Below are 19,441 nucleotides of genomic sequence, written 5' to 3' on the forward strand. Positions count from 1 at the left end.
CTAAAGGGAATCAGCTTCTTCATCTATATTGCCAACATGTTCCAAAGGTGACGCTATCTCAGGTTGTGCTGAATGATTAAACTTTTCCTTATTAGCATTGGGTTGAGTTATTTCAGTTGAGAAATTAAATATTTCATTTGTCAGCATCATATCTAGATCTGAAAGACTTCCTGTTACTACGATAGGGCGTTTCAACACTTCTGCTAATTGCGAGTCAGCTGTGCTATTTATTTGAGAGGTGATCACAACTCTGGCATTGTTGCTTTGTAAAAACTCTATTGAAAAATTGAGGCGCTCTACACCGCCAATTGTTTTTAACTCATTTAATTGTGAAAACATAGTAGTTGCTCTTATTGGTAAAGTTGAAATAACGATAATCTATTGTCTCAATTCGGCAACTCATGAATAGATCTACTCAGAGGGTCAAAGAGACTCACATTAACCACCTCTAATCTGTGCGAAATTCAACTTGAACTTTTTGGTCTGCCGTGAAATTTACTTTGTAATAACAGATGGTTAGGGGGGGTTACAGCTTATGCGAAAAAATAGGCAAGAAATTCACAATTTTCTTGCCTTGTTAGATTAATTTATCAGGGCTAGGTATTCCTTTGGTGCAAATCCTGACCAGTCAAAATCAAACTTGAGGATAGCGCTTATTAAGTCACTTTTTCCTTTGGTTAATAACTTGGAGAACTCGCCTGACTTGGCTTTGTCATAAGCTTCAATAAATCCTGACTCACGACATAGGACTTCCATTCCACCGATTCTGTATTGAGACAAAATCTCCTTGGTAGGTGTCCACTTCTCCACTGCGGCTTCTTTACTACCATTTGTGCCACCCAACAATGAAATCATTACATCGGTAAAGTTTAAACTGGTGTCATTTTGTGTTGTTGACAGGTGTAGTGTGACGTTAGCTATTTCAGCCATAATAGAAGCTTCATCTAAGCTCATTGCTTGTTTAATTACTTCACTAAAGTGTGCTGTAGGCGAAAGTTCATTGACTAGGGGCGTATAACCTTGGGCAATTCTACGTAAAGCAGCATATGTCATTGCTGACTGGAAGTGAGGAACTGGCATTAGCAATTCAGCACTTACTTTTCTTAGAACTGATTTATTTGTTTCAACAACCTTTGATGAAATAGAGCAGTTAACTTTTGTCGCTGCTTTATTAGTCTTAGGTTTAGACTTATCAGGTTTTGCCGATGAACTTGTAGAAACCACATTGGTTGAGTTTTCAACAACATTTTCAGTCGTTTCATCGGCAGTTTGCTCAACTACATCTGGTTTAGTGAGGGCTTTAACACAGCTTACATAGCAAATGTTATCTATGCACTGGTTGGGATATGTAGTCCCTAGAGAGCGTCCTAGTCGATCATCTATGAGCACTATCCGCTTGTCACAAGCCATGCAGCCAGTTTCAAATTGCTCCTGTCCTACAGATTGGGTATCTACAGTATTTCGGTCTGATGGTGCTACTTGTTGAATCAATAATACTGTCCCATATTGTTCTGACAATTCAGTTTTATAAATTTCTAGCCAGTTGTTAGTTTTCTCCTTGAAACAACCCAATTTACTGCATGCCGCACGATGATCTTCTAGCCCAAATAACCCCGACTGAGCAGCGCTATTATGTGGACATGTATTACACTCATTTGTATCAAACTTTGCCGATGATAATAATTGCTGGCTTTTACTGGCTCGTTCTCTCAAGTATTTAACCGTCCACCGTTCAGCTATTACTTTGGTTAGAGTTCCTTGCTGTAGCTTTTCGCTAAATGGTGCTAATAGTAGGGCGTGTCCAACGGTAATCACACCGTCCCGAACAGCATTTAATACCTCGCTACAACAGCGAAGTAGCTCTAATCGTTCATTTACTTTACGAATAGGCCAAACAAGTCTGTCAGCGATTGCTTGTCTATCTCCACTGTAGAATGCATTTAAGCTTTGAACTGCCTTACATTCATCAATCAAATCAAGATCTGAGCGATTTATATTCTCCTCTAGTTGGTGTTCTAGAGCCTCTGCATCAGAGAGGTTTTTCACGTAGCAGGGAATTGACTCTAAATTGAGTTCAGTTGATGCTTCCCAGCGTCCATACCCTGCAACCACTTCAAATTTATCATCGCTTGGGCGAACAAGGACAGGCTGAATAACTCCTCGTACCTTGATGCTATTTAGTAGATCACTATACTTCTGTTGATTACGTTTTTGTCGGCAATTACCAAAGGGGAGGGGCACAAGTAATGATAATGGGATCATTGTATTCGTTGTTTGATTATTGATAGATGTTGAGTTCATATAAGTACCTTTGGTAACAATTAATTTGTCCTGATTGACAACAAATTTATCGCAAGTTGATAAACGGGCAACCTAAGTAAAGACGACCAAATTTAGACTAATAGCAAAATGCTTTCCCGTTATGTAAATACAACTTTGGAGTCGATGAAACTGGAGACATTGACGGTATCTGGTAGAAGTAAGGGAGTTTAAAAGGGTGATAAGTCACACTAATCATTTTCGGGTTGTGAGGTTGACTCGTTAAGCTTACAACTTTACCGATTGCAAAAGCATGGACGTTACGTGTTGATTCACGTAAAGCACGTTTTCTGGATGCTTCACTAATTTTGAACTTCACTTCAGATAGAAGAATTGAGTCTGTATGAGCTACAACTTTACCTTTGTGATCCCCAGAGGTTGCAACAACACTAAATCGTTGATTATTCAGGTTTCTATAGACTTTGCATGTATCGCCGAGATTTAAACCCCTACCTCTATATAGATCAAACATTAGAATCAACCTCGCTTTTGATAGCTATATAATTGATTTTTAGCTTACGGGAAGTAGATATCAGACATGTGATTTTTGCGTTGATAGTAAGCTTCTCAGTGAGTGACGGGGCAATCATTTGTTTACTTTTCAGTGCACGAATCTGTCGATCAACTCGATTGATTTGAAATTGGATGTCATCAACTTTTTTTATTTGATTTCGTATTACTTGGTATGTCCACATAAAGCGCTTAATTGGAAAGTGATAATTAAACCTTCCTATAAAATTGAAATGCCGCAACTTGATAAATGTAGAGAGAGTTCATAATAATCCGTTGTTGGGGATTGAATTTTAAAAAACACTGAATTGATTCATTAGTATTTAGCCTTATATAGTGCTATTTGCTCATTTAAATCATGCATTGAAAAGTGACTTTTGATTAAAAATTGATACGTAAAAATTATGATCGTATTCAAAAGTCGATAAGTTTTGATGTGTTAATATTAATTCTCAATAAGTTAATCACGCTTATAAAAATTATTTTTGTGCGAAATTCAAGTTGAACTTTTTATGGTTTTTTAATTTTATTCCTTGAATAACAATCTGTTGTGTGTGGTATTGGCTGTGCGAAATTTTACTGGTTCTGAGAGTGGATTAGTGACCGTTTAATCATTTTGTTTCACAGGTAAGTGCTAGCAACACGCTTTTGGTGTTTTGGCGCTTAAAACGTGTTGCTTGTAAGGTTATGGTGTATTACTATGATTTCAATGTTTTTTGAGGGTGACAGTAATGAAGTTAAAAGATTTTGATCATATTGCAAAGAAAGCAAATGCAATTCTTGAAGCAATGAATAAGCAAGTTCAAGATCATAAAGATGAATTTGGAGCTGCTGACTTTCATCTTAGGCTTTCCAAGAAAGCGACTGAAAGCCTCAAGGGTTTATCAAGGAACGCTGTTGAAAAAGCGATGACTGAGTTAGAGGAAGGTGGGTATTCATTTAAACGGAAACCAAACGGGAATCTAGATTCATTTAGCCTTGAAGATGTTATCGCAATATATAAGCAACGTGGCGTTCCTAGGTATAGAGATATGTACGATACCTGTATGACTATGTACTTCAATAACTTGAAGGGGGGTGCTGGTAAGAGTTCGGCTTGTGTCAACACTGCACATGCTTTGCGTACAGATAAAACATTGCTTAGATACGATTTGCGGATACTTGTCATCGACTTAGACCCACAAGCTTCGGCTACAATGTTTTTGAAAAGAGCACTGGCAATTGGTGGTCAAAAAAATACAGCTGCTAAAGCGATGTTTGCACAGGGCATTACACGAGACCAACTTTTAAGTGATTATGTTTTTGAAACTGATGTTCCAGGTGTTCATGTTATGCCAGCAGCAATTGATGATGGATTTGTTACTACATCCTGGCTAGAGGAGTGTGAATCTAAGTTAGATAACCAAGAGCCACATTCACTGTTGAAGGAAAACATAATTGACCAGCTTTGCAAAGACTATGATCAAATTCTTGTTGATACAGGCCCACATTTAGATTTTTTCTTGCTAAATAGTCTTGTTGCTGCGGATGTGCTAGTTACTCCTTTGCCACCAGTAACAGTCGATTTTCACTCGTCATTAAAGTATTTGTCACAGCTTAGAGTGTTGATGGGCTATCTCCAAAAGCAAGGGATTGATATTGAAAATAAAGAAGTTATAGCATTCATGAATAAATTCAGCCCACACATAATACAGCACCAAGAATCACTTTCACTGGCTAAGGTTGCTTTGGAAGATAAAATGTTGGATGTACATATTCCAGAAAAATCTGGTTTCCAGCGTTGTGGTGCAACATTTGATACTGTTGTGTCAGTTGATCCATCAATGTATGACGGAGACAAAAAAGCGCTTAAAGCTGCACAGGATTCTATCTATGAGTTTTCTCGTTCGTTGTTTTCACGTATAGAGCTAATTAGGAGTAGAAACTAATGGCTAACCCAAGAAGCTCTAATAAAAAGAGAAGAATGACAAGTATTACTGAGTCTATGATCTCGGAAATGGAAGAATCAGCATCATCTGAAAATAAGTCTGTATGGGAATTGGTTTCAGGTCGTAAGGTCGAGTTTACAGAAGTTATTATACCTGCTGACGAAGTTGCTGATGTAACTTATGTACATGAGCACAATAGGCGAATACAGGGGGAGGTTAAGTCCAAATCAATTGCAGGGATGGTGATATCTATTGCTAAACAGCAATACTACCCTTGTATTGCACAAAAAGTTGGCGATAAGTATCTGATCACTGATGGTTCTAGAAGACGTCTTGCTGCTATTGAAGCTAAGTCACCTTTAAGATTAATGTCATGTGAAGAAGAGCTTACTACTGCGGAAGTTAAAGGTTTGGCGAAGGAGCTGCAGAGTTCAGAAGAGCATTCATATAGAGATCATGGTTGTTATTATGAACTTTTGTTGAGTGATGAAGCTAACCCAATGACTAAAGAGCAAATTATCATTGATGAAGGGATCAGTGAGTCTCACTATAAAAGGAGTATTAACGCTTGGAGTGTACCGAGTGAACTAGTTGAACTCTTTGAGTGGCCGTCAAAACTTTCACACTCCGATTTTGTTAAATTAGTGAAAGTTACTAAGAAGTACCCAGTTCAGAGCGAGCTTCTATCTTTTGTTGAATCAGTTCAAATAGAAACTGGAACTTCAAACAAAGAAGTTCTAGGTTTCATTGTAGAAGCAGCAGGTCTAAATAAGAAAATAGATTCGACTAGACCAAGGAAAGTTGTTGATATTAACAAAGATAAGTTTGTAAAAGTAAAGTCTGTAAAGCACAAAACAACATTTGAAATATCGCGGGGAACCCCGAATGAACTAAAGGATATTGAAAATTTAATTGTTGAGTATTACAAGCAGAAATAGGTTTGAAAGTTCGCGATAAGCCCATACCACCGCCAAGTCATATGGGCTTACGCTTCCAACATAAATGGAGATCATAATGTCAGTATCAAGCATAGTACAACTTGCTAATAAAATTGCAATCTCAATCGAAAGAGGCGAAAGGGTTTCGTTTCCATGCATGAAGTTTTCGGACTTCTCTCTATTGTGCAGGTGTATCAACGAAGCGAAGGCTAAATAGTAAGTTAAGTATTAGTAAAAGGCTGCTTACGCAGCTTTTTTATTCATTAAATCAAGTCTTTGTCAGCACCTGATTGGCATAACAAGCGTAACCAACTTCGCCATTTCTGATTGAATCCTAATTGCAGATTGAGTGTTCAATATAAACATTACTTCGCTCCCAGATTGCTTGCTCAAAGCTTCTACAAGGTATTTTGAGTTGACACCGATAGTCATGTCAGAACTTAAAGAATGATCTTTAAGGTTGATACTTTCACAGAACTCATTACCTTTTTCACTCGATTGAACGGTTAACTCACAGTGGCCAGAAGTAATGAAGTGAAACTTTATTACTGGTGTTTTTTCCAAGCTAGCAACGGCATGAACTCGTTTAACCAGATCAGATAGCTCGTTTAGATCAAAAGTCGCCTTACTGGTTGTATCTGTAGGTATTACTCGCTCTATATCAGGATATTGACCATCGCCTAATGTTGATACAATTTTGAAGTTCTGAGCAGTAATACTTGCTTTCCCGTCTTGAAATGCAACTTCGCAAATATCTTCTAAATCAAGCTTTTGGCTTATGACTGCCTGAAACAGGGTTGTAGGCACAAGATATGAGCCTGATCCCGCTGATGAAGTTAATGATTGTGAAATCTGACTTAACCGATGTCCATCAGTGGCGCTAACTACCACTGTATGATCTTCAAAAATTTTCCAGTTCATGTGACATAGGTAAGCACGCACATCTGAGCTAGCAACGCAGTAGCTTGCTTGGTTTACCATGGACTCCAATTCACCGACAGTGAGTGTAATGCGGCTTTCTGGGGAGGCAATAGGTTGCATATCTGGATATTCTTTTGAGTTGAAAGTTTGAACCTTCAATCGGCTCCGACCAGAAGTGACTATTAAGTTACCCTCCTTCAAAGTGAACTTAGCCCTGTCTCCTGCTAATGCTGTAGTAACAACGGCTAGGCGCTTGGCTGATACACAAAACTTAATTTGTTCCTGTACATCTGCTTCAAGGGATACCGAGCAGTATTGAACCCCGTTACAGGCACTAATAATGACAGTAGAACCCGAAGTTTCAATGTGAACCTGTTCATAGATTGGGTTAACCTTACCGCTTGCAAATCCACACATCGAGGCAACTTTTGCTTTTTGATTTAATGAGATAGTAAACATTGGCTATATCCTTAAAGGTTTGAATTAACATGATTTAATCATGAAAATAATTACTCGCAACTCAGGATGCCCCTTAGATTAGAAAATGTAGATTTAATAGCGAAAAGCATCGAACGAAGAGGGCTGGGTTTAATGGTTGCCGGTTCAAAGTTTCAGTGTATTTTCTATGATACTAAGGTGAGTAGAGACAAAACGGAGCAATTATGATTTTGAATTCACAGCTGAACTTTGAATTACGTAGTGGTAGGTTTGATTATGCTAGATTTACAAAGTACGTAGCATCGCTGATTGAAGTCGGCCAATCAATTCGACCTTGCATGTATCGTGAAACATTGAGATACGGCAACCAAGATAGCCAAGCTATTGCAGATAAAGCGTTAAGAGAGTCGTTTAGCACTCAACTTGGCAACAGGAGCAGTTTTAGACGAAAGCGATGTGATCTTGGCGGGTATGAATATATGCGAGTAAGCTGATTTTCGCTTATTCAGTTCACCATATAAGTTCTAAATGACAAAAACCTTAAACGAGTTAAAAGTAGAGAACAGTCAATGACCATTTTTAAATCAAAGCTAATAATCATTTCTCTTTTTACATTATCAATTTCTCCCTATTTACAGGCAGTCGCAGGAGAGCAACCTGTCAGAGTTGAGTCAGTTAAAAATGTTTATGATGGTGATACATTCCGAGCATTCTTTCCTGGGCACACAAAAGACTTTCCAATTCGAGTTAAAGGGGTTGATACGCCAGAAATCCGTGGCCAATGTGTAAGCGAGAAAGAAGCTGCAATTGCTGCAAGAGACTTTACTAGAGCCTATCTATCATCAGCTAAGGAGATATTACTTACTGAAGTAGGAAAGGACAGATACGATCGGGTTTTAGCTGTTGTTTGGGTCGACGGAGTGGATTTAGCCAATGTCTTAATCGATAACGGGCTGGGCAGAGAGTGGCGAGGTAGGAGAGAGCAGTGGTGTGAATAAATAGGGAAGATACTTTGAGTGATTTACTGTCGTTAAGAAGGGGGACAAGTATTTGTGGATTAGCGTGTTTTGAGATCTTCCTTAACATGTGCGACGATTGATTGTTCGCCAAGCTTTAAAAAAAAATCATCTACAAATTTGATGGAGCTGATAACCGCCCATTCGGCATATTCTTTACGCTCCCAATTACCTTTTTCCTCACTTTTTCCGAAGACCATTAAGTTCATTCTAGGCCAATACTCACTCAGGAAAGAGCTTCCTGAACCAAGCATTTCTGGTGATCCGGTATCAAGCCAATCCATCTTGTAATGAGTTAAGTTGTTTCTTAAGTTGATTAGTGCTCTAGCATGCTGAGCAGTTGTGTTTCCGAGGTTGAGGCGATTTTGACCTTGTGATTGCAGGGCTATGTCATATTTAGTAAATATAGTCTCTCTATCAAATGACTTGTAATCAGTAGCTTTAATTTTCTTTTTAGGTGGCTGTTCTTTTAACCACTGGTCAATCGACTCTTGCTTATTGTAGGCCCATTCATTTATGGAAGCTTCGATGAATGCTACTGAGCAGAAGATAGCGGCGCTGACATTGGCACAAATTAGGTTTTTATTAGTTGGTTCACTGGTAAACGCACATCGAGAGAAATGGGCTGCAGATAAAGCGTGTGATATAGACATGTGGCGAGACAAACGTAAACTGATGCTGGTAAACATAATTGAACCCAAGGGGATTTATTGCAATAAGCTGATTATCGAAACAAAAATACCAGATGCAAAATTATTTTAATACCTAAGTATTGAATCAAGTTTTATTAAATTGGCAAAAAATGGTTAAACAGCTGCTCCACGGAGATTGGCTTTGGCATTTCTGTTTTCACTTCTAATAAGTATGGTGTTTCTGAAACTGTCTTCGTGTGAACAGTCTGATTTAAATAAATAATTTCGCTTACTTCACCAGCTGTCTCGTTGAGTAAAAACATAGCTTGGTGGTTATGTTTGTATGGCAATTGCATTGTGTGAACTAAACAATGACGGTGATTTTTCATCGAATACAATTTAAATGACTGATCAGCAATGGAGTCTAGTTCCAGGATAAGGTTGACGGCTTTCCATTGAGCAAAATGAAAAGTCAGAATGTCGTTTTCAAATTTTGCATACGTACCACTGCAGTCACATAGAGAAGTCGAATTCTCATAGTGGGCAAACTTCATAATGCCATCGCAACCACTGTTATTAACTAGATAGTCGAAAGTGTAATACGCCTTTGGATCTGGTTTTGAGCGATAATCAACGCTTAAACTGGTAAGGGTATTGGTTTCTGGGTCGAATATCCCAGTGAAAGTGAAAGGGATAAAATGAATGTTATGTGATACGGCGTTAAATAAGTCCACCAGCGCAGTCTGTGTGACTTCAGTTCTGTATCGCATGTCGATTATATCAACACCATCAAAGTTTGCTGAAACAGCTATCGGGATAGCCTTATGGCTAACTTTAAGCATTGGGCGGCCAGCTTCTAGTTTATGGTTATCGAACTTAAACTGAGTTTTGGCAGGACGGTTTATATTTAGACTAAACTCATCGATAACGTCATACCCTTTAGCTTCATACTCTTCAAGTTGACGATCAAGTATTAGATTTACATGGTAAAGGGAGTGCCATATTTTTTTATTGTTGAAATGCTTAGTCACGCCATTAAACGAATTAGATCTTTTAAGGGAGTAATTCCTCTGGCCGTCATGCATGATCATTATGCGAATAATTCTGCCAGTTTGATTCTGTAGCACTACAATTTTTTCGAAATACTTGTGTGTTTCTGTCATTAGAAGCCTACTCCTAACTCTTCATCTTCATCCCAAACGGGATGTTTATGAATACCCGCAGATGCCGATTGTATTGTTTCATCCTTTTTGGATGCATTTTTAGACATATTCGTAAATGGGACAACAACACACCCTTGTGCTTGTTTGAACAACATATCAGTTTTACTTGGTTGCTTTGAACAACCTCGAAATCTATTTGTTAACGGGGTAACTTTTCTTAAATCATTGGCCTTAGCATATTGGCTGTCATGTAGGTTTAACAGTACCCCGATGAAATCACAATTTTTAACTGAGCGCATTGCAGAGATTGTCTTTAGTGTTCTCCGAAGACAGGACAACCTATAACATTCAACTTTTTTGTTTTCAGACAAGTAAGGGTTAACACCGTTTAATCGTTGATGGGAATTAGCATATAAAGCTTGTTTAGCTTCAGTCGCATTCATTTGATTCATTATCGACTGGCCGTCTTCAAACTCTACGATGCAATACAGGCCATCTAGCTCAGTTCTATCACCACTTACAACATGAGTGATAGTTTCTGTTGAGTGATCGATATTTAACTCGTCAGTAGCGTATACAGGGTTAATGATAATGTCAGAAATAGAAGTGCTTTCTATAAGTAAGGACTTTAGCCCTTCTAAGGTTAAGTCAATTTCAAACTCAAATGCGCTTTTGCGTTCTACGTAGCGAGCTTGTAATACCATATTTTGGCTTGTCACCATAACATCAGATACTAAGTAAGGGGTTAAAGCGCTTCCTATGCTGGTGGGGTGTACGTCATCGAGCGAGTAAAATTCACCTGAAAACTCGAAACTTGATTTTCTATTGCCTTCCACCATCTCTTTAAGAGCATCAGTTTGCTGTTGAGATATAGACATGGAGTCGCTCAATGAATCGATAATATTTATGATCTTGTTCATGATGTACCCTTAACTTAGTTCGCTCTGAATCGATATTGTTAGATTAACCCACATGCCTTAAGCCGCATCTGTATAGAGTAGAGGTTTTGTTAACTCTGGATGTGAATACAAACGCTGACGCCAGTCTTTCGCTGCTCTACGATACAAAGCAACACGATACATTTCATGACACCATATTGAGTTCCATGGTGTATTTCCTTGCATATTTTCAATTTGATTTCTTGCTATCTCGTCTAATTCTTCGATGCTGATGAACGAATTAAGGATTTCCCCAGAAGCCAAGACTGAGCGGCAGTATCCTCCTGTGCAATTCCCTCTTTGAGCGGTAGATAGTGATGTAATAGAGTGCTCTATCTCTTGGGATGCACCGAACGATTTGAAGATATCATTTTCATACACAAGGTTTGCGGTAGCCGAGCGGATCACATTAAACTGAGTGGCTAGGGCTATTTCCCCTCTGTAGCCGATATAAAGTCTTAATACTGGTTGTTGGTTGTGATCGTATTCTCCAGCTAGATAAGCCAACTTTTTGGCTGGATCAATTGAGATGCCGAGTGTAGCAATAGCTTTTAGAACTTCATAAACGGAGTATTCCTGGCATTTAGATAAGTTGAAAGGGCTCTGCCTATCTTTCCAAATGAAATTTTTTAAATGAGCAATCTCATCGTTTAAATCAACAAAGCCGTGAAGATTCTTGGTGTTTAGCTGGCTAAAATACTTAATAAATAATTGATGGAATGGGTTATTCATATTCATACCTCATGAAGCAATATTGTTTTAACTTTAAAGTAAGTTCTCGAACCCGCAACTGAGTTAGGTTGTTGTCTAAATATCAAGTACCCAAGTACTTCTAGCTCTATCGAATCCATACCAATCATCAGTATCAAAACACTCTTTTAATTCAGCCATTAGCTCGTGTAGTTCTTCATTTACTTCTATGACTTTCCTATCTGACAATTCAAAAGTTTCAGTGTTATCAGCATCTTTATACTCCGTTGCGACAAAGGTGAAGTGTCGAATTGGAACGCCTGCGAGCTTGGCGACATATGTGTAGAACACTTGCTGAATATCGTACCTAAGTTCTCTTATTTGATATCCAAATTTCTGAGGGTTAGTACTTGCAGTTGTTTTGAGGTCTACAGCTATGGCATCGAACCTAAGCCAATCAAAACGAACTTTCAGCATCATTCCTGTGGTCGGGCACTTGGCTATAATGGAAAGCTCTGGGAATCCGTCTGAAAAGAGCCAGTTGGCTTTAGGGTGGGCTCTTGTGGATTTTTGGACTCGGAATGCGTCATCCCATACAACGTGGTCAATAACATGTTTTTTAACAAGATCATCAAAGGTTTGTAATTGAGGGATAAGGACTAGTAAGTCACTTTTTACTAGCTCAGTTTCTCTATTGGTATCGAGGTTATGATATTTAGCTAACTCAATAAGGTCTTGCTCAGTTCTAATAATGTCAGTGTAAAGGCTTGAGAGAAAAGCTTGGATTTTGTCTTCTCGTAGTTTCTCAAAAATAGGCAGAGTATTGTCGTGAGCCCATAGGCGTTCAATAAGTACAGCCTTGGAACCAGATACAGCTAATGCTCTTTCAGTTAGTGCCTTTTTTAGCTCGTCTATAGATTCAATCAGCCCGACAATTGGAAAGTCATCAGGTACAGGGTTACGCATAAACATACCGTGGAAATTATGCTCCTCTAATACAAGCATGTGGCCATAAGTTCCAGCATCAAATGTGTACTCCTGCTGCTTGGTGCGCTTTCGACATACATCTGATAGGTATTGACGGAAATAATGATGACGGCCTTTAGCAAAGGTTTTAAGTTTTGAGGAGCTTTGAGCATCTAATGAGTGGTAAACCTCATTAGGCATATTTAGATATATGCCTTCAATCAGATTACCTGTTGAATCCATAAAGTTCGGCACTCCATGATGGTCATACGCCTCTATCACTTCTTCTGTCCAGTGTGATGATTTTGCTTGAGCGACTGCTGACATAGTGAATACCTTTACTGTTCATTTGATAGTTAGAATTATCTCTTAGTTAATGAAACGGGCAACCCTGTGAAATTATCGATTATTCAGCTGGTTACGCTTTGGTTGCGGGATTTCGGGGGAGTGGTTTAATTGATGTGACGCTATGAAATGGGTGAGTTTAATTAGTATTAAAAAAGCCCTTTTATATGGTGAAATTTATCATCTTAATAAGCCAAGTCGCTTACTCGTGGTGATATATCTATATGGATGGCAAAAGGAGTAAACGATGAATTGGAATGTAGTGTTCCTGATAGTGCTTATTTGTGTTGTTTTCAATGTTCAAGCTAAGCAGTCCGTGTTCATCTTTAACAGTGAAAAGGTAACAGTAAAGCAGGGAGAAAATGAAACCATTAATCAGGCAGTAAATCGGGCTAAAGAATTGCTTAGTATTAATGCCATTTCCAAAACACCAAAGTTTGTATCTTTAAACACATCTTATGACAGCAGTTCAGATGAAATAGTTGAAAGGGGGCTTATTGCACAAGGTGCAAACTTATCTATTCACAACGTAAAGCATTCTGTTCGGCTTTTGTCTGATGCGATGCTGGTGGATGTAGAGGCTGATGTAAAAGTTGATGTGAGTGTGATGCTTGAAAAGTTGCAAAGTGAAAAGCGCGAAAAATTGATGATGTCAGTAATTGATGATCTTCATCGAGAGCAGCGGGAACTCGAGTTAGTGCTAGATAGAATTCAGAGGAAAAGCACAATAACTCAAGCTGAGTCACTTGTTGTTAAAAGTTACTACAACAAATTAAATCAGACTTTTAGCATTGTTCCTGGTGAAACAATTAAGAAGAAATTGCAAGTTGACTTGAATGGTATGTCAGAAAAAGAAGTTATCAAGGCTGATGTTATAAAGGCATATGAGCTTTTTGTATTCCCATTCATTAAGAATGCCAAAATAACACATGAAATCATAGATATAACAGAGATGGAGCATGAGGTTGCGGATATTAAAGTACGGGTTAGTATTGACCGTAAGGTTGATTATACGGATATGTTTATCCCGAATATCAAAAATGGATATCGTTTAGAGGACTGTGAGGCATTCTTTAATAATTGCAAATGGTTGTTAGATCATGAGCATTCAATATGGTTTGTGCCAAGTGTCCCAAAAACAAGATGGACAGTCGATACCATTTTAAAACCTCGATTTTGTGGTAGATCTATCTATGAGTTTTTACCGCTCAAAGGACAGGATAGCCTTGGAAATAAAGCAGCGGAAAAGAATGTTAGATGTGGTAGTTCATTCCAGTGGAGAACAAGTTTTTTAGCTAGCTCAATTGATATGACAAATTTGTGGCAAAAAGAAATTGATCATAAAGAGGTTTATTCAGACGCATTAAGAGAATTATCAAAGCGCTCATTTTGGTTGCGAATAGATGTTGGTCGTGAAGCTTTTCATCTGAACCTAAGTAATTTGATGGTTAATGAATTAACTTTTTCAGTCTATCAACCTATTAGCTGGTTGAATGACGGAATAAAAATCACTACAAGCGTGCGGGAGGAAATATATAACGTGAACAATTCATCTTGGTCCGATATTAACGGTAACTTCTTAAGATACCAAAATCGTGAAATTTATTTTTATTAGAAGGTTTATTCAATGAGAAAATTATTATGTATTACTGGGATTGTATTGCTTACAGGCTGTGCGGCAGATCCTATAGAACAGTTTAACGATCAGCAAGCTGCAGCAAATGAGCTAGCTGTCGAGCAAGCAAAAGAAAAGCTAGCTAATCTGCCTGATTGGTACTTAAAGCCACCTAAGAGTGATTCAATGGGGATTGTCGCTGTTGGTGCTGCCACCTCTAAAGATATGCACCATGCAGTCAAGAAATCAAAGCTTCAGGCTGAATTTGCTCTAGCTAAAAACTACAAGCAAGAGTTATCTGGAACAGAGCGAATTTATGAGAGAGAAGGGGTAACAGGAGAGTTAATACAAACTAGCCTGTTCCTTATAGACAAGCTGGTTGATTCCGTACCCGTTGTTGGATATGAAATGTTAGATCAGCAAGTTCAAGTCGCTCCAGATGGAAAGTACCAAGTTTACACGTTATTGAAGTTACCATTTGATGAGTTTAATAAAGTGCTTCAACAAATTAAGTCCGAGTCACAAGATGCTAAAGAGCTCGCCGCATTTGATGATTTAGAGCGTCGACTAGAGGCTAAGCGATTACGAAAAAGTAGTGATCTGGATCGCGAACACGAGCGAAAAATTGAATTAATGGATGCACGAAATAGTGTTATAGGGGGTGGTCAAAAGAAAATCTCCGAAGGGCCTCAAGTAAAAGTTGATCAGTCAAATACCTTGGAATCGATTACTGAGACAGTAGCAAAAGCAGTTGGTTCTTAGGGATGTTATTTCGTAACCATTTAATAGTGACAGGGGCTATAGCTGTGGTCACAGTGAAGTTCGGGAACTTTGACTCTTCGATTTGGTTACAAGTGTTGATGATCATAATGGGCTCATTGCTGCCAGATTTAGATCATCCAGGTTCAACTATAGGAAAGCGGGTGTTATTTATTAGCATTCCGCTTTCAGCCTTTTTTGGACATAGACAGATAACTCATTCACTATGGCCATTTGTTGGTGTTTTGTTACTATTTGGTGCGGATGGATTGATGAGTAATGAGATAGTGCTCTGCATTGCAATTGGCTACGCATCACATCTATTCGCAGATATATTAACGGATAGTGGAATCCCCTTTTTCTGGCCATTGCAATATCGCTTTAAGAGTCTGATCCCAGCTAAAACTGGTGGGGTATTTGAGTATGTCTTAGCCTATGGGCTATTTCTGAGTAGTTTCTATTTTTAACACCCGTAGAGGTTTGCGTAAATGGAAGAACAACATATCGATTTTTTGAATGAAGTAATTGAAACAAGGGATAGAACAATTGAAATTCCTAAAGTCATAAATTCTGAAATAGTAGAGAGGATTACTACTTCCGAATTAGCTCAGTTATTAATGGATTTTTCTTTTTCTGGAGGACTGATTGATCTAGATAATGACGCTAGTGTCTTTACCGTAGACATTGGTTATGCCAATGCCATTTTCTTCTCTAACAGAGATTGGAACGCAAAAAATGCTTCAGATTTTTTCGGGGTGATAGCGACCGTACCTTCTAGTTTTGATACCAATTTCATCGCATTGTTTAATCAAAATACCAAGATTGGACGTTTGTACAATGCTGAAGGCACCGATGCTGCGATATACAGATTAGATGTCCATTTAGCTGGTGGGGTAACGCATCGAAATATTTTTTACGTGGTAAAAACGTTTATAGATATCTATAACAAATTGTTTTTTGAAATTTCAGAAGGAACAGAACAACATGTTAAAAAATCGTAAGCCACTAATAGTGTTAGGTGTTCTTTCAGTATTTATGATCGTTATTATCTTCTTAGAGATGATGGGTTTAGATAAGGAACAATCTTCTGTAAAGCAGAATATTGTTGGTCAATGGGTTTCAATTGATGGGCTATGTTCTGGTGAGATTAATGAGGCCAGCATCGATGGGGTAGATATCACCAGTAATTATGAACTTATGCGAAAAGGGCACAAAGCAAAAATTAATAACATGGATATCAGCTCGGTTGATGTCACTGAAATGGCTTGCGGGGACCTGGGGGTTATAAGTTTCGACTACGAGGTCAGTATTAATACATCCAAGATTGAGGTTTTCCGTTATGGGAAGGGAGATCAAGGGATTGAAGCGTTAGCCATGGATAATGGTAGTTTATATTTTAGATACACCCCTGAGTTTAAGAACAGGTTTGACAGGATTAGAGAGGTTATTCCTTCGGTTGCGGGATTTTAGAATTAATTAAAGATGGTTACTCACTTAGCTAAGGAGTAACCAATGACAATAGTTTACGACAATCAAATTACTGTTGAGGAAGCGAGTTCTACTCATGACGTTTTATGTTCGGACCAATCCTTTGACGGCATCCGCTATACACGATTACCAATTTCACTTCTCTTGGACTTCGTGTCCAACCAAAAAAAATACTCAGCAATTCAATACCATTTAGGAAAGCTAGAACTTGCTAGACGTGACTTTGTGGATTGCTCACGTAAAAGCTTTGAGGTAGAGGTTTCTCATCATGCGATTGACCGGCTATCGACGGTACACTTACACCGATACCTTGGAAATAACCTTGAGGGCCAAGGCATTGTATGCTGGCTGAAGCAACAGGTTATTGAATGTTTAGATGTGTTGGACATAAATGATATAGAAAAAATTAACGGAATGACGATATCCCACAATGGTATGCGTATGAAGTTTGTTCAGCACTCCAAAATAGTAGACCGACTAGTTTTATCTACTTTGATGTAAAAAATTTGCGAGATCTTGGCTGGCGTCAGAAATTTTGTGATATATGAATATATGACTCCTCGAAAATCGAGGGTTGTTATCGATGGATGTTTATATGAACAACATTAGTTGTTATACCAAAAATGGAGTTTACAGATGCTAAATATGATTCGAAAGTTGTTTTCTACATCAAAATCTAAAGTTGAGCGTACACCTGCAGATTTTTTAACAGAGTGGTCTAAGAATCCCGAGAAGCATTTCTATGGCGAAAATGAAAAGCCGCTAATTTGGAGTACGACCCATGGGTTCGCGCCAGGATTGAATCGTGAAGAAAGTAGATACGGACTTAGCTCATTTCCAAACTTAAAAAACGTTTTCGTAGGACCCGAAAATGACCTCACTATTGGGAATGTAGAAGGTATCTGTATGTATGGAGGTGGGATTGTGAAAATTAGGCATTTTGCCCTTCGAGATCAATTGACTGAAAAAAACATCGGTATTCTATTTTTTGAGGCAATACTGCTTTTTTTCAAAGAGCATAACGCTACGGTAATCGAGTTTCACGAGAGCCATAGTACTAAGATTGAGCACTATAGAAGATTTTTCGAAAAGCAGGGAATTGAAGAGATCGAAAATAGGGTTTGGAGAGTAGATTTATACAAAGGCACAGAGATACCTGAGTCAGTACTCAAGTTTCAACATTCATTGTTAAGAACCAAAGAAGCAAGCTGAGCGTTATAGCTTACTTGCTAACTGGTATGCCTATGAGCTGGATATATACATGCTCATAGGCAGTAAATAGGTGTTCCCTCCCGTATGCGATTGGCAGTTAAAGATTGAAACTAAATGCAAAGGATGATGTATGAAACTCACTTTTCCCCGTTGCGAGTTACAATGAATATACTTGATAAGACAGCGCTATGAATTAGTCAAACCAAACCTAATGAGTAAAACTAGCTGAACACTTCCAATTCATATTTTATGAATTGGATCTAACCATCAAATATCATCGTGTTAGATTTGAATGTGATATTAATTACAATCTCGAAGAAAAATGGAGTCTAGTATGAACATGATGATCTCATCACCTGAGTTTTGGTACCAAGTCGAGAAATCTTTTGGCAAGTCTGGCGGTATTTATGTTCTGTCGTGCCAGGATGAGGAGGGTGATCAGATCCCAATAAGTAGACTACTTGGGGTAGATCCCAGTGGAGTTCTTTATATAGGCATGGCTTCTTCATTTCTTGATCGTGTTATAGATCTTAAGAAAAGTTTATCTCCTAAGCATGTCTCTCGTGCTCACGAGTGTGGTGCTCGTTATAAAGAACATCAGGGAATATCTAGTTCATTTTCTTATGAGAGGCTACAAGTGAACCTTATAGGCTCAAGTGAGCCAAGAGTCACTGAACGTGAAGCTCTACAGTGTTACATGACAAAGTTCGGTGAATTACCACCACTAAATAGAGTCGGCTAGTGATTTACAAATGCTGTAACCCATTTATGTCCCAAAATTAGTTTCACATAAATAGGTATTACAGAACAATGACGAGCCTTTTGACCCTATTTTCTAATTGATAAGTGACAGTTACTGATTACTTTCGATTCAACATCAATACTTATTCTCACTTTTCAATTTTCCGAGCTCGTTTATCCAACACCACTCTGGTAGAGTGCTTATTAATCAATAGCTTTGCTTTAGTAAGGCTTACAATAATAGGTTTATTGAGTGTACATGCACGTTTTTCCTAATGTACGTGCATGCGCACTATACAAATTAGAGCGTATCGAAAAATTTAATTTGGTGGTTGTAATGAAGAAGTACATCAAAAACATGGTTTTGCTTGCTAGTTGTGTAGCAACTTTTGGCTGCTCAACTCCTCTGTCGAGAGAGGCACAGCAAATCATGACTATTAATGATGGTGCTGTAATAGCAATGATGAATTGTAAGGAACTTGGTTTTGTTACTGGAGAGGCCGGTATTTGGGGTGGTACTGCTGGGTTAGATATGGCTTACTCAAATGCAAAAAATCAAGCTGCACTTCTAAGTGGAGCTAATGCAATTCTGATAACGAGTAGTCAAATGAATCCAACCTCGATTGTAAATGCTAAGGTCTACAATTGTTCCGAGAGCAAGCCTCAAAAGATTGAGGTTGTCGGTGAGCCAGCTAAAAACTCACCACCAAAAGAAGATATTAACGTCACAATCGAAAAGGCTAGAAAATGCCAAAGCAAAGGTGGGGTTTGGTTAGATGATCAATGTGTAATCTCGATTGAATGAGGTCAATTACATTCTAA

Annotated in this window: 21 protein-coding genes; 13 read left to right on the top strand and 8 right to left on the bottom strand. The window is 38.4% G+C overall.

Going from position 1 to position 19,441, the window contains the following annotated elements:
- Positions 1-339 (bottom strand): hypothetical protein, encoded by a 339-nt coding sequence (locus tag BM736_RS18465; RefSeq protein WP_076414907.1) that lies wholly within the window; start codon positions 337-339, stop codon positions 1-3.
- Between the two features lie 243 nt (positions 340-582).
- A complete protein-coding gene (locus BM736_RS18470) occupies positions 583-2,301 on the bottom strand; it encodes a PRTRC system ParB family protein (RefSeq protein ID WP_076414908.1) in 1,719 nt (572 codons plus the stop codon).
- Positions 2,302-3,560: 1,259 nt separating this feature from the next.
- Here BM736_RS18470 and BM736_RS18485 point away from each other — a divergent pair.
- Entirely contained in the window at positions 3,561-4,757 is a 1,197-nt protein-coding gene (locus BM736_RS18485) for an AAA family ATPase (RefSeq protein ID WP_076414913.1), read from the top strand.
- Positions 4,757-5,695 (top strand): ParB/RepB/Spo0J family partition protein, encoded by a 939-nt coding sequence (locus BM736_RS18490; RefSeq protein WP_076414915.1) that lies wholly within the window; start codon positions 4,757-4,759, stop codon positions 5,693-5,695. Before BM736_RS18485 ends, BM736_RS18490 begins: the two co-directional genes overlap by 1 nt.
- 279 nt (positions 5,696-5,974) lie before the next feature.
- Here the strand turns inward: BM736_RS18490 and dnaN are convergent, their stop codons facing one another.
- Positions 5,975-7,075 (bottom strand): DNA polymerase III subunit beta, encoded by a 1,101-nt coding sequence (dnaN, locus tag BM736_RS18495; RefSeq protein WP_076414916.1) that lies wholly within the window; start codon positions 7,073-7,075, stop codon positions 5,975-5,977.
- Positions 7,076-7,278: 203 nt separating this feature from the next.
- Between dnaN and BM736_RS18500 the strand changes: the two genes are divergently transcribed.
- A complete protein-coding gene (locus BM736_RS18500) occupies positions 7,279-7,548 on the top strand; it encodes a hypothetical protein (protein WP_076414918.1) in 270 nt (89 codons plus the stop codon).
- Between the two features lie 75 nt (positions 7,549-7,623).
- Positions 7,624-8,052: a thermonuclease family protein gene (locus BM736_RS18505; protein ID WP_076414919.1), complete on the top strand. Its 429-nt coding sequence runs from the start codon at positions 7,624-7,626 to the stop codon at positions 8,050-8,052.
- A gap of 59 nt (positions 8,053-8,111) precedes the next feature.
- On the opposite strand, the gene BM736_RS18510 is transcribed toward BM736_RS18505, so the two are convergent.
- The 5 genes from BM736_RS18510 to BM736_RS18530 form a co-directional block, all read right to left on the bottom strand.
- Positions 8,112-8,759, bottom strand: a complete 648-nt coding sequence (locus BM736_RS18510) for a hypothetical protein (protein ID WP_076414921.1) — start codon at positions 8,757-8,759, stop codon at positions 8,112-8,114.
- A gap of 98 nt (positions 8,760-8,857) precedes the next feature.
- Positions 8,858-9,865, bottom strand: a complete 1,008-nt coding sequence (locus BM736_RS18515) for a hypothetical protein (protein ID WP_076414923.1) — start codon at positions 9,863-9,865, stop codon at positions 8,858-8,860.
- Entirely contained in the window at positions 9,865-10,785 is a 921-nt protein-coding gene (locus BM736_RS18520; RefSeq protein WP_076414925.1) for a hypothetical protein, read from the bottom strand. Before BM736_RS18520 ends, BM736_RS18515 begins: the two co-directional genes overlap by 1 nt.
- Positions 10,786-10,842: 57 nt before the next feature.
- On the bottom strand, positions 10,843-11,535 hold the full coding sequence (locus BM736_RS18525; protein ID WP_076414926.1) for a recombinase RecT: 693 nt from the start codon (positions 11,533-11,535) through the stop codon (positions 10,843-10,845).
- 75 nt (positions 11,536-11,610) lie between these two features.
- A complete protein-coding gene (locus tag BM736_RS18530; RefSeq protein ID WP_076414928.1) occupies positions 11,611-12,786 on the bottom strand; it encodes an SAP domain-containing protein in 1,176 nt (391 codons plus the stop codon).
- 265 nt (positions 12,787-13,051) lie between these two features.
- On the opposite strand from BM736_RS18530, the gene BM736_RS18535 reads away from it, so the two are divergent.
- From BM736_RS18535 to BM736_RS18575, 9 genes are all read left to right on the top strand, one after another.
- On the top strand, positions 13,052-14,419 hold the full coding sequence (locus tag BM736_RS18535; protein WP_076414929.1) for a hypothetical protein: 1,368 nt from the start codon (positions 13,052-13,054) through the stop codon (positions 14,417-14,419).
- Between the two features lie 12 nt (positions 14,420-14,431).
- Entirely contained in the window at positions 14,432-15,181 is a 750-nt protein-coding gene (locus BM736_RS18540; RefSeq protein WP_076414931.1) for a hypothetical protein, read from the top strand.
- A 2-nt stretch (positions 15,182-15,183) separates the two neighbouring features.
- Positions 15,184-15,645, top strand: a complete 462-nt coding sequence (locus tag BM736_RS18545; protein WP_076414932.1) for a metal-dependent hydrolase — start codon at positions 15,184-15,186, stop codon at positions 15,643-15,645.
- A gap of 21 nt (positions 15,646-15,666) precedes the next feature.
- A complete protein-coding gene (locus BM736_RS18550; protein WP_076414934.1) occupies positions 15,667-16,179 on the top strand; it encodes a hypothetical protein in 513 nt (170 codons plus the stop codon).
- Positions 16,163-16,648: a hypothetical protein gene (locus tag BM736_RS18555; RefSeq protein ID WP_076414935.1), complete on the top strand. Its 486-nt coding sequence runs from the start codon at positions 16,163-16,165 to the stop codon at positions 16,646-16,648. The genes BM736_RS18550 and BM736_RS18555 overlap by 17 nt, the downstream gene beginning before the upstream one ends.
- Positions 16,649-16,690: 42 nt before the next feature.
- Positions 16,691-17,167, top strand: coding sequence for a hypothetical protein (locus BM736_RS18560; protein ID WP_076414937.1), 477 nt, complete (start codon positions 16,691-16,693; stop codon positions 17,165-17,167).
- Between the two features lie 135 nt (positions 17,168-17,302).
- Positions 17,303-17,878 (top strand): hypothetical protein, encoded by a 576-nt coding sequence (locus BM736_RS18565; protein WP_076414938.1) that lies wholly within the window; start codon positions 17,303-17,305, stop codon positions 17,876-17,878.
- Between the two features lie 334 nt (positions 17,879-18,212).
- Complete coding sequence (locus BM736_RS18570) at positions 18,213-18,620, top strand: hypothetical protein (protein WP_076414940.1); 408 nt, start codon at positions 18,213-18,215, stop codon at positions 18,618-18,620.
- A 336-nt stretch (positions 18,621-18,956) separates the two neighbouring features.
- On the top strand, positions 18,957-19,424 hold the full coding sequence (locus BM736_RS18575; protein ID WP_143562434.1) for a hypothetical protein: 468 nt from the start codon (positions 18,957-18,959) through the stop codon (positions 19,422-19,424).
- The last annotated feature ends 17 nt before the right edge of the window (positions 19,425-19,441 follow it).

The sequence above is a fragment of the Shewanella sp. UCD-KL12 genome (assembly GCF_001957125.1).
Classification (GTDB): domain Bacteria; phylum Pseudomonadota; class Gammaproteobacteria; order Enterobacterales; family Shewanellaceae; genus Shewanella.